Origin of the sequence: Streptomyces ardesiacus, assembly GCF_003112575.1 — a bacterium.
Classification (GTDB): domain Bacteria; phylum Actinomycetota; class Actinomycetes; order Streptomycetales; family Streptomycetaceae; genus Streptomyces; species Streptomyces ardesiacus.
The window spans coordinates 244469-256678 of sequence record NZ_BEWC01000008.1; the positions used below are offsets into that span (position 1 = coordinate 244469).

5 protein-coding genes are annotated in these 12210 nt (G+C 72.5%); 4 read left to right on the plus strand and 1 reads right to left on the minus strand.

Features of this window, described 5'->3' with window-relative positions; translation table 11 throughout:
• Nucleotides 1-33: 33 nt before the first annotated feature.
• Together Sdi02f_RS26190 and Sdi02f_RS26195 are read left to right on the plus strand one after the other, a co-directional pair.
• Complete coding sequence (locus tag Sdi02f_RS26190; RefSeq protein WP_108934132.1) at nt 34-5523, plus strand: non-ribosomal peptide synthetase; 5490 nt, start codon at nt 34-36, stop codon at nt 5521-5523.
• Nucleotides 5520-6677 carry a saccharopine dehydrogenase NADP-binding domain-containing protein gene (locus Sdi02f_RS26195; protein WP_159107669.1) on the plus strand — a complete coding sequence of 386 codons (1158 nt, stop codon included), beginning with the start codon at nt 5520-5522 and terminating at the stop codon, nt 6675-6677. Before Sdi02f_RS26190 ends, Sdi02f_RS26195 begins: the two co-directional genes overlap by 4 nt.
• A 69-nt stretch (nt 6678-6746) precedes the next feature.
• Here Sdi02f_RS26195 and Sdi02f_RS26200 read toward each other — a convergent pair whose 3' ends face one another.
• Nucleotides 6747-8432 (minus strand): B12-binding domain-containing radical SAM protein, encoded by a 1686-nt coding sequence (locus Sdi02f_RS26200; RefSeq protein WP_108934134.1) that lies wholly within the window; start codon nt 8430-8432, stop codon nt 6747-6749.
• Nucleotides 8433-8643: 211 nt separating this feature from the next.
• Between Sdi02f_RS26200 and Sdi02f_RS26205 the strand changes: the two genes are divergently transcribed.
• Both Sdi02f_RS26205 and Sdi02f_RS26210 read left to right on the plus strand, forming a co-directional pair.
• A complete protein-coding gene (locus tag Sdi02f_RS26205) occupies nt 8644-10485 on the plus strand; it encodes an ABC transporter ATP-binding protein (RefSeq protein ID WP_030398720.1) in 1842 nt (613 codons plus the stop codon).
• Nucleotides 10482-12191: an ABC transporter ATP-binding protein gene (locus Sdi02f_RS26210; RefSeq protein ID WP_031081055.1), complete on the plus strand. Its 1710-nt coding sequence runs from the start codon at nt 10482-10484 to the stop codon at nt 12189-12191. Before Sdi02f_RS26205 ends, Sdi02f_RS26210 begins: the two co-directional genes overlap by 4 nt.
• The last annotated feature ends 19 nt before the right edge of the window (nt 12192-12210 follow it).

The following is a 12210-nucleotide window of genomic DNA, read 5'->3' on the forward strand; positions in this document are numbered from 1 at the left end:
AGTGCGTGCTCAAGGGCGGAAGGGCGACCGATCATGAATGTCGGGGAGTTCGCGGCCGAACTCAAGGCGGCCGGAGTGGTGATGTACGAGGAAGGGGGGAAGCTGCGCTATCGCGCGCCCCAGGGGGCGATGACGCCGGAGCGACGGGAGACGCTTCGCACCCACCGCGACGCCGTCCTCGCCCTGCTGCGCGTCGAGGAGTACGGGCCGGCCGTCGACGCCGATCCCGCGGCGGCGCACGAGCCCTTCCCGCTCACGGACGTCCAGGCGGCCTATCTGCTCGGGCGGAGCGGAGCGTTCGACTACGGCGGTGTGGCCTGCCACGGCTATCTGGAGATCGCTCTCCCGCACTGGGGGGCCGAGCGCGTCGAAGAGTCCTGGAACCGGCTGATCCGACGACATCCCATGCTGCGCGCGGTGGTCGCTGCCGAGGGGTACCAGCGGGTGCTGCCGGAGGTTCCGCACTACCGGGTCCGCAGCGAGGACCTGCGCGGCGTCCCCGCCGAGGCCCGGGAGCGCGCGCTGGAGGCGACGCGGAGCGAGATGTCGCACCAGGTGCGGCCGACCGAGCAGTGGCCGCTGTTCGACGTGCGTGCCACCGAGACCGACGAGGCGCTGGTCCTGCACGTGGCCGTCGACCTGCTCATCTGCGACTACAGCAGTATCCAGCTGCTGCTCGCCGAGCTGGCGGACCTGTGTACGAGCGCTCCGCGGCCCGAGCCGCGGAGCGGTACGTTCCGCGACTACGTGCTCGCCGCGGGGGCGGCCCGCGAAGGCACCCGCTACCAGCGCGACCGCGCCTACTGGTGGGCCCGGATCGACGACCTGCCGGCCGCCCCCGACCTGCCGCTGCGCAGCGACTCGCTCAGCGCCCCGCCGCTGTTCACCCGGCACGAGCTGCGGCTGGGGCCCGAGCAGTGGGAGACCCTGAACCGACGCTCCACCGAGGCCGGAGTGACCGCCTCCACCGTTCTCCTGCAGGCCTTCGCCGAGACGGTCGGCCGCTGGGGCCGCCACCCTCGCTTCACCCTCAGCCTCACCGTGCAGAACCGGCTCCCGCTGCTGCCCGATGTCGACCGCATCGTCGGCGACTTCAGCTCCACCAGCCTGCTCGCCGTGGACCTCACCGAGGGCACGACCCTGGCCGACCGCATGCGGGCCGTGCAGGGCCGCCTCTGGGAGGACCTGGACCACCGGCTCTGCTCGGGCGTCGAGGTACTGCGGGAGATGGCCCGTCGCCGCGGGCGCACCGAAGCGCTGCTGCCGGTCACCTTCACCAGCACCCTCAGCGGCTCCGCCGCAGAAGAGTCCGCCGCCTCGCTGATGCCCGGGGGCGAGCTGGTCCACGGCATCACCCAGACCCCCCAGGTCTGGATCGACTGTCAGGTCATGAACGACGCCGGCGGCCTCCTCGCCCACTGGGACGTCCGCGAAGGAGTCTTCCCCGAGGGCATGGCCGACGACATGTTCGCCGCCTTCGCCGATCTCGTGACGAGGCTCCTGGCCACCCCGGCCGTCTGGGAGGAGACCGACCCCCTGGCCCTCCCGGCCGGGCAGTCGCGGCGCGTGGCCGAGGCCAACGACACCGCCGCCCCGCGCCGCCACCAGCTTCTGCACACCGCGGTCGTCGACCAGGCGGTGCGTACCCCCGACCGGACAGCCGTGGTGACCTCCTCACGGAGCCTCGGCTACGCCGAACTCCTCTGCAGGGCACGGGCCGTGGCCGACGTCGTCCGTGACGCCGGCGTCGTCCCGGGCCAACGCGTGGGCATCGTGATGGAGAAGGGGTGGGAACAGGTCGTCGCCGTCCTCGGCGTGCTGCTCGCGGACTGCGCCTACCTGCCCGTGGACACCACACAGCCGGCCCTGCGCCGCAACGCCGTCCTGACCGACGCCGAGGCACACCTCGTGCTCACGCAGTCCGCGCTGCTGCCCTCCCTGGACCTCCCCGCGGGCACACGGGCCGTCGCCGTCGACACCCTGGCTCCCGTCGAACCCGGAAACCAGGCCGACGGTGAGCACCGGGCGGCGCCCGACGACCTCGCGTACGTCATCTACACCTCGGGTTCCACCGGCACCCCCAAGGGCGTGATGATCAGCCACGCCGCCGCGCTCAACACCGTCGACGACATCAACGCCCGCTTCGCGGTGACCGCCGACGACCGTGTGCTCGGACTGGCCCAGCTCGGCTTCGACCTGTCCGTCTACGACATCTTCGGCCCCCTGTCGACCGGTGGTGCGCTGGTCCTTCCCGACGCCGGGCGCCGTGGCAATCCCCGTCATTGGGCGGAGCTGCTCGCGGAGCACGCCGTCACCGTGTGGAACTCCGTGCCCGCGCAGATGCAGATACTGGAGGAGTACCTCCGCACCGAGCCCGGTGCGGACGTCTCCCGGCTGCGGCTGGCCCTGCTGTCGGGCGACTGGATACCCGTCACCCTTCCCGACGCCGTGCGACGCCGTGTTCCCGGACTGCACGTGGTGAGCCTCGGCGGGGCCACCGAGGCGGCCATCTGGTCGATCTGCCATCCGGTCACCACCGTCGACCCCGCGGCGCCCAGCATCCCGTACGGCAAGCCCCTGGCCAACCAGCGCTTCCACGTTCTCGACCCGCTGCTGCGCGAGTGCCCCGCCCATGTCACCGGCGAGCTGTACATCGCCGGCACCGGCCTGGCCCTCGGCTACCTCGGTGACGCCGAGCGCACCGCCGAACGGTTCGTGACGCACCCCGTCACCGGCGAACGGCTGTACCGCACCGGTGACATGGGCCGTCGCCTGGACGACGGCGCGATCGAGTTCCTCGGCCGTGTGGACCGCCAGGTGAAGTTGAACGGCCACCGCGTGGAGCTCGCCGAGGTGGAGGCCGCCCTCCAGACCTGTCCCGGGGTGGAGACCGCCGCGGCCGTCGTCCAGGGCGAGGGCACCGCCCGCCGGCTCGTCGCCTTCGCCGAGCCCGTGGGGGCCGACGCGCCCCCGCTGCCGGCCGCGCTGCGGGACGAGGCGGTCGCGGGCGTGGCCGCGACCGTCCGCGCCGTGGAGGCCGACGAGGTGACCGAAATGGCCGGCCTGCTCGACCTCTCCGCGCTCCAGTCGATGGCGGTCCTGTTCCGGACCTGCGGGCTGTTCCCCGACGACGCGGCCGAGCACACTGCCGAGGAGATCATCGAGGCCGTCGGCGCGGCCCCCGAGAACCACTACCTCGTACGGCGTTGGCTGGCCGCCCTGGAGGGGGAGGGCCGGATACTCCAGGACCCGGAGACCGCCCGCTACCGAGGACTGAAGAAGGACGCACCCGGGGAGCACGAGGCCGTCCTGGACCGCATCGACGCGCTCGAACCCCGGATCGGCTGGGGCGCCGAACTCGTCCGCTACCACCGGGTCTCAGAACGCAACCTCGCTCCCCTCGTGCGCAACGAGATCGACCTCAAGACGCTGCTCTTCCCCGAGGGCCGCCTGGAGACCGCCGAAGCGGCGTACCGCGACAACCTGATCAGCCGCCACAACAACGCGGTCGTGGTGGCCGCGATGCGCGAGATAGCCCGGCGGCACAACGGGCCCGATCCCCTCCGGCTGCTCGAGATCGGGGCGGGGGTGGGAGGCACGAGCACGGTCCTGGTGCCCGAGCTCGACGGCCTGGACGTCGACTACCTGTTCACCGACCTGTCCCACTTCTTCCTCACCGCCGCCCAGGAGAAGTTCCGGAACCACCCCTGGGTCCGCTACGGGCTGTTCGACCTCAACCGCGACTACCGCGCCCAGGGACTCGCGCCGAACTCCTTCGACGTGATCCTGCTGGCCAACGTCCTGCACAACTCGGTCCACGCCGAGCACGTCCTCGCCCGGCTGCGGGAACTCCTCGCACCCGGCGGCTGGCTGGTCTTCATCGAGGCGACCCGCGACGCGTACCACGTCATGACCTCCATGGAGTTCAACGCCGGTCTCCACGGCTTCGAGGACGAGCGCCGGGAGACGGGGCAGACCTTCTTCGGACGCGACCAGTGGCTGCGGATGCTCCGCGGGGCCGGCGCCGAGGTCGCCTTCTGCCTGCCCGAGGAGGACAGCCCCCTGTCCCGCATCGGGCAGCACGTCTTCGCGTCCCGGTTCAAGGCCGACCGCGCCCCGCTCCGGCCCGAGGCGCTCGTCGGTCATCTGCGCGACCGGCTTCCCTCGTACATGGTGCCGGCGGAGCTCCAGGTCGTGGACCGCATACCTCTCACCGGCAACGGCAAGGTCGACCGCGCCCGCCTCGGCGCGTGGACGGCCTCCGCGGCACAGGGGCGGGTCGACGAGGGCGGCGACGCGCCGCGCGCCGGCATGGAGCAGACCCTGGCCGCGCTCTGGACGGACGTGCTGCCCGTCGCCTTCGTCGGCCGCGACGCCAACTTCTTCGACCTCGGCGGCGACTCGCTCCTCGTGGCGCGGCTGGTCACCAAGATGCGCGAGCGGCTTCCCGAGGCCGCCGACCTGGAATGGGACGACCTGCTCCGCCTGGTGATGAACCGGCCGACCGTGGCGGCGCTGGCCGAGCACCTCGGTGCCGCGCGCGGCGGCGCCCCCGGCCTAGCCGGGGCGGCCCCCGCCTCCCCGCTGGTCCGGATCAGCGACGGTGCCGCCGGCGCGGCGGGCACCGCCACCCGGGTCCTGGTGCACGACGGGACGGGCACCCTCATCCCCTACCGTGCGGTGATCGGCGCCCTGGGTGACCGGCTTCCCCTGGCAGGTCTCGTCGTCGACGACATCGAGGCGTTCCTGAAGGCGGATCCGCGCACCCAGGTGGCGGAGCTGGCCGACCGGCACGCCGGGGCCCTGCTGGCCCGAGGGATCGGGCGGGTCCACCTCGTCGGCTACTGCATGGGCGGTCTGCTGGTGCCCGAACTGGCCCGCCGGCTGACCGCCGCCGGCGCCGAGGTGAGCGGCCTGACCGTCATCAGCAGTTACCGGGTGCCGTACCTCGTGGAGGACGACCTGCTGGCCGAGTACATCTTCGCCCGGCTGATGCGGGCGGACCTCGTCGGGCTCGGTTACCCGCGGGACGAGTCGGCGACGCGCGAGCTGGTGCGGGCCGCCACCGAGCACTTCGCCGACACCGTTCCGCAGGGCAGTCTCGTCGATCGGCCCGAGTCGGTCCTGACCCGGCCCGGAAGGGAGGCGCTGCGGGCCTTCCGGGCGCTCGCCGAGCGGTCCCAGGAGGAGCGGCTGCGTGCCATTGGCGCGTCGATGCCGGTCGGGGACGCGGAACTGCGTTCCACGGAACGGCTGTCGAGGCTCTACCGCATCGTCAAGCACAGCCTCGTGTCCGTCGCCTCGCACGAGGCGACGCCCTGCGAGCTGCCCGCGACATTCGTCCGCCAGACGGGAGAGGCGGAGATCTTCCCCGGCATGCACCGCGACATGACGGACTACTGGCAGCAGGTGTGCGGCGCGGGGCTGCGCGTCGTGGACGTGCCCGGGGACCACTTCACGTGTGTGCAGCCGCCGAACGCCGAGGCCGTGGCGCGCGCCCTGCTCGAGGAGGACGGCCGGTGAGCGGTGAGACGCCGCTGATCGGCATCCTCGGCGGGTACGGCGCGGTCGGCGCGGCCGCCGCCCGGGTGCTCGCGGCCGAGGGAGGCTTCCGGCTGCGGATCGGTGGCCGGGACTCGGAGGCGGCGGCGCGCTGCGCCGCCGCCCTCGGCGGGCCCGCCGAGGCGAGCCGGGCCGACGCCCGGTCCGATGCGAGCCTCGAACGGTTCGCCCGGGACTGCGACGTGCTGCTGCACTGCGCGGGGCCCGCCTACGAGCTGGCCGACCGTCCGCGCCGGGCGGCGGCCGCCGCCGGAGCCGACTACGTGGACGTGATGGACGGCTGCGGCCCGGCTGCCGCACCGGCGGGCGAGCGCACGGCGGTCCTGTCGGCCGGCCTCTCGCCGGGCCTGTCCGGGCTGCTGCCCCGCCTCCTGGCGGAAGGGCGGGCCCCGTCGGGGGCCGCCCGGTTCACCGGGTACTACGTGTCGCTCGGCGCCTTCACCCGTACCGGCGCCATGGACTACCTGCTGAGTCTGGACCGCGGTTACGGCACGGCGCGCGCACAGTGGCGCGACGGGCACGTGGTGCGCGGCGCGTTGCGCGGCGCCGAGGAGCGCGTGGTGGCGGGTGTGCCGCATCCGGTGACCGTGTACCCCTATCTCACCCAGGAGCTGGTGGGCCAGGCCCGCGACCTCGGCCTCGCCGAGGCCCGCTGGTACAGCGGCTTCGACGGGCATCACCTGTTCGACGCGCTCAACCGCGGCCGGTCCGGCGACGACCGGGCGGGCACTCTGGAGGCGCGGGCGGCCGGCGTCGTGCGGGCCAGCACACTGGACGCCCTGGGGCGTTCGCCGTATCACGTGCTGTGCGGCGTCCTGGAACTGCCCGGCCACGGCCCCGGCCCCGACCGCGCTCCCGCGCGCCGCGTGGTGATCCGCGGCGCGGACGGCTCGGCGATGACCGGTGTGGTGGGCGCGGTCGCGGCGCGCGAGGTGGCCCGGGGACGCGTGCCCCGGGGTGTGCACCGGGCCGCGCGGGTACTGCCCGCCCGGGGCGTCCTGGACGCGCTGCGGCGGCATCTGCCCGGCACGACCGTCACCTTCTCCGACGACGTGGACGTATCCGCCGCGGACGTGACCCCCACCGCCCAGGTCATGGAGGAAGGCGTGCTGTGACGCGCCCGGAGCAGGCACGGGGCGCGGCGGGTCCACGGCCCGCCGCGCCCCGTGGCCGGGATGCCGGTGTCAGATCGGTTCGCAGACCAACCGGCTCCCCGGCGGCGCGAGTTCCACGCCGAAGTCCCTGAGCCGGCGGAGGTTGTCACGGACGACCGCAGCCCCCTCGTCCAGGTCGGTGTAGTCCAGGGGGGCCATGGCCATCCGCTCCAGGCACTTCTCCACCGCGATGTTGGCGGCGTGGTCGTGGCGGGGCATCAGCCAGTGCTGGTAGTCGTGCTGCCAGAGACTGAGCACGGTCTTGTCGTTGGTCAGCCGCACCTTGTCGAGGGTCTCCTTCTGCAGCCGGGCCGCCTGCGCGCTGTCCATGCCGATGTGGGACCAGGGCGAGGCGGGATCGGTGGGGTCGTCCGCCACGATCCGCAGTTCCTCCCGGTCCTGCCACAGCGGCATGGTCTCGTCGGTGATGGAGAACTTGGAGAGCGCGTAGTGCCCGGAGTACTCCCGCAGGAGGTAGTCCTGCGTGTCCCGGAACATCTCCGGGTCCTCGCCCGGGTAACCGACGATGAAGAGACCGTAGTACGACATCCCGCTCTGGCTGAGCAGCTCGACGGCCCTGCGGTTCTGCTTGACCGAGACGCGCTTGCTCATGCGCTTCAGCGTGCCGTCGTTCATCGACTCGAAGCCGATGTGGAGCTGGAAGCAGTGCGAGGCCACGAGACCGGCCACCACGTCCGCCGAATTGAGTGTGTTGGCGCGGCTGAAACCCTCCCACCTCGGTACACCTGAATTCGGGAGGATCTCCAGGAGGCGGCGCAGCCGGGTCGGCGGAATGGTGAAGGTTGAATCCATCGCCGAAATGACGTCCGCGCCGTTCTGGTCGGCGTAGGAGATCCAGTCGTCGCGTATCTTCTCGGCGGATTTGTATCGCCATTTGGGTGAAGCCGCGGGAAACGAACAAAATTTGCAGTCGAACGGACAGCCCCGCATCGACTCGTAGGGGACGATCGCCTGATCGCCGAGGACCCGCGGGGAGGGGAAGTCGTCGATGTCGACGTACTCGACGGGATTGATGCGGATGGTGTCCCCGTCGCGCCACACGAGGTTCGGCACGGCGCTCAGCTCGCCCCGGCCCGCCAGCGCGTCCAGGGTCTGGGGCAGGGCGATCTCGCCGTCGCCGCGGACCACCGCGAGGATCTCCGCGAAGTCCCGCATGGCCGCCATGAACTTGAGATTGGTGAACTGCCCACCGGCCACGATCGGCGTGCCGGGGAGGTTTTCCCGGACCCACCGCACGGCCGAGGCCAGGATCGGGCCGTTCCAGATGTACGTGGTCGACAGGAGCACCACGTCGACGTCGCCCGCCGGCGCCTTGGCGCGGCCCTCCCAGACGTCCCCGAGGTCCAGACGCTCGAAACCGTGGCCGCTGTTCTCCAGGATGGACAGGAGGGTGACCGTCGTCAGGTGGGGCGTCGTGGCCGAACGCGGCCTGAGCAGGGCGTAGTCGCGCCCGTGCTGGGTGAAGGCGAGCCGCCGCAGATCGAGGTCCGCGTGTCCGGCCCTCCGGAGCATCTCCCGGGCCGCGTCGGACTGGTGCGCGGTGAAAAGCGAACCCTCCAGATACGGCGAATTGAGATTTGCGGGTCCGAGCCCGCTCAGCAGTAGAAAGCGCACGCGTCCCAGCTCTCCTGTGGTGAGGGTGGTGGTCGCCCCGGGCAGGGGTTCAGGCGATCGTTCCAGGCCACTTCTGGGCATCGTCTGGACGGAATCTCCGTGCCCCGATTCGCGGGGCGGCGCGGGTGCCGGGGCGCGTGGAAGCCGCTGGGCGGCGTTCCCGGCGCCGCTTGCGAGGCCGGTTCTTATACGTGTAAAGTTATTGCTGTCTCTTCATGGATCTTGCCGTCCGGCCGCGACAGCGTCGCCCGCTTCCGGTCCGGACGGCCGTGCCCGAAAGGTGGGGAATCCCATGGCCACGGCAGAGGGTCTGCACAGCCGTGCCGAGGGGAGGGAGGTGGCGGACGGCGGCGGTCCGGAGAGCGATGCGGGAGGTCCGGCCGCGACCTCCCGGCAGGTGCTCCTGCGCTTGCTCCGCCCCTACCGCACCAGCCTCGTCGCCGTCTTCGCCCTCCAGATCGTCAGCTCCCTGGCCGGTCTCGCGCCGTTGATCGCGGTGGTCGAACTCGGCCGCGTACTGCTCGCCCCCGGACCGGTGGACCACGGCGCCGCCTGGCTCGCCGTCTGGCTCGGCGTGGGCGGCCTGCTCCTGCGCGTCGTACTCGCCGCAGCCTCCGGCGGCATCGCCCACCTCGTCGACGGCCGGCTCCAGCTCTCACTGCGGCGGCTGCTCGCCCAGCGCCTCGGCAAGGTACCGCTCGGCTGGTACTCGCACCGCAGCTCCGGAGAGATCAACGGCGTGGTGCAGGGCGACGTCGACCAACTGCACCACCTCATCGCCCATGCGCCCGTCGAGGCCACCTCCGCCGTCGTCGTCCCCCTCGCCTCGCTCGGGTACCTCGCCTGGGTGGACTGGCGGTTGACGCTCGTCGCGCTCGTGCCGGTGCTCCTCGGCCTCGCTCTGCAGCGCCTGCTGCAGAGCGAGGACCGGCAGCGGGAGGGACGCAGGATGGGGGAGGCCATGGGGCGCATCGGCGCCGCCTCCGTCGAGTTCGTCGAGGGCATCTCGGTCGTCAAGACCTTCGGCGGCGGCGGGCAGGCCCATCAGCGCTACCGCAAGGCCGCGGACGCCTTCGCCGACTTCTTCCTCACCTACGTGGCGGGCGCCGCGGGCCTCGCCTCGCTGGCGGCCCTGGTGCTCTCCCCGCCGTTCGTCCTGCTGCTCGTCCTCGGCGGCGGTACGGCACTGATCGCGGCCGACGCCATGCCCCCCGCCGATCTGCTGCCGTTCCCGCTGCTCGCCGTCGCGCTGACGGCGCCCATCGCCGCGCTCGGCCACGGCCTGGACAACGTGCACGCCGCCGAGCGGTCGGCCGAGCGGATCCGGGACATGCTGAGCGTGCCGCCGCTGTCCGAGCCGGTGACGCCCGCCGAGCCGCACGGCGACCGCGTGGAGTTCCGCGGCGTCGGCTTCGCCTACGACTCCGGCCGCCCGGTGCTCCGCGGGATCGACCTGGTCCTCGAACCGGGCACCGTCACCGCGCTCGTCGGCCCCTCGGGCGCCGGGAAGTCCACGCTGGCCCAACTGGTGCCGCGCTTCTCCGACCCGACCAGCGGATCCGTGCTCCTGGGCGGTGCCGACCTCCGAGACATCCCCAGCGAGCGGCTGTACCGCCACGTCTCCTTCGTCCTCCAGGACGTCCGGCTGCTGCGCGCCGGCATCGCCGAGAACATCGCCCTCGCCGTCCCGGAAGCCGATCGCGCCGCCGTCGAGCGGGTGGCACGCGTCGCGGGCATCCACGAGCGCGTCCAGGCGATGCCCCGCGGATACGACTCCGTGATCGGCGAGGACGTGGGACTCTCCGGCGGCGAGGCGCAACGCCTCTCCATCGCCCGGGCGCTGCTGGTCGACGCCCCGGTGCTGGTCCTGGACGAGGCGATGTCCTTCGCCGACGCCAAGACCGAGGCCGAGATCCGCGCCGCCCTCGCCAACCTCGTCCGGGGCCGCACGCAACTGGTGATCGCCCACCGGCTGGAGACCGTCGCCCAGGCCGACCGGATCGTCGTCATGGAGGAGGGCCGGATCGTGGAGAGCGGTACCTATCACGAACTGCTGGCTCTGGACGGGAAGTTCGCCGCCATGTGGCGCGCCCGGCGCGCGCACGGCGGCCAGAAGAGGGAGATCCACCGATGATCAGGCTGCTGCTGAGGGTCCTGGGCGAGCGGCACTCGGGTCCCCTGCGCCGCACCGTGGCGCTCATGTCCGTCTGCGCCGTCGTGGAGGGACTGTCCTACGCGTTGCTCATCCCGCTCCTGCGGGCCCTGCTCGACGACGACGCGCGGGCCGCCTGGCCGTGGCTGGCGGCGTTCGCCGTGGCCGTCCTCGTGGTCTCCGTGCTCGGCTACTTCAGTGACAAGTCCGGGTTCCGCACCGGCGGTGAGCTCTCCCGGGGTCTGCACCACCGCCTCGGCGACCACCTCGCCAGGCTGCCGCTGGGCTGGTTCACCCCCGGCCGGATCGGGGACGTCTCCGGGCTCACCAGCCGCAGCGTGATGGAGGTCATGTCGGTACCGGCTCACCGGCTGCGACCCCTGATCAACGCCACTCTGATCCCGCTGTCCGTGGTCGTGGTGCTCTTCTTCTTCGACTGGCGCCTCGCCGTCGCCGGCCTCGTCGCCGCTCCGCTGATCGCCGGAGTGCAGCGCTGGACGTCGAAGGCGACCGCCCGCCAGGACGCCGAGCGGGCACGCAGCAGCGACGAGGCCGCCGGCCGGGTCGTCGAGTTCGTCCGCGCCCAGCCGGTGCTGCGCGCCGGCGGCCGGACGGGCGAGCGCTTCGGGCTCCTGGACGACGCGCTGCACGAGCAGTGGCGCAGCGGCCGGCGCGCGGCGCTGAGCGGTGTTCCCGGCATGCTCGGCCTGACCTTCTCCGTCCAGGCCGTCTTCACCGCCGTCCTCGCGCTGGGCGTGTACCTCACGCTGGACGGCGACCTCGGTGCCCCGGAGCTTCTGGCGATCATGGTCCTGGCGGCACGTTGTGTCGAACCCCTGCTCTCCCTCGCCGACCTCGGCGGCATCATGCGGGTCTCCCGGGGCGAACTGGAGCGCATCGACGCGGTTCTGACCGAGCCGCCGCTGCCGCGCGCCGAGCGGCCGGCGGTTCCGGCCCACGACGGCGTACGGCTGGAGTCGGTCGGCTTCCGGCGCGGTGACCGCCAAGTGCTGGACGGGCTCAGCCTGAACGTGGAGCCCGGTCGGCGGGTAGCCGTGGTCGGGTCCTCGGGCGCGGGCAAGAGCACCCTGATCCAGCTCGTCGCCCGGTTCCACGACGTCGACTCGGGCGTGGTGCGCCTCGGCGGAGTGGACGTGCGCGACATCGACAGCGAGGAGCTGATGTCCCGCCTCTCCATGGTCTTCCAGGACGTCTACCTCTTCGAGGGCACCATCGAGGACAACGTCCGGGTCGGCCGGCCGGACGCCACCTTCGAGGAGGTGCGGGCGGCGGCCGCGGCGGCGTCCCTGGACGAGGTGGTGGACCGGCTGCCCGACGGCTGGGCCACCCAGGTCGGCGAGGGCGGCGCCGCGCTGTCCGGAGGTGAGCGGCAGCGGGTGTCGATCGCGCGCGCCCTGCTGAAGGACGCCCCCGTGCTGCTGCTCGACGAGGCCACGTCGGCACTCGACCCGGAGAGCGAGGCGGCGGTCCAGGCGGGCCTCGACCGGCTCATGGCCGACCGTACGACCATCATGGTCGCCCACCGTCTCAGCACCGTCGAGAGCGCCGATCTGATCGTCTTCCTGGAGGACGGCCGCATCGCGGAGCAGGGCACGCACGAGGAACTCGTCCGGCGCGGCGGCCGGTACGCCGATTTCTGGAGAATCGCCGCACACGCGGTGGCCTGAAGGCACGATGGCGAGCGCT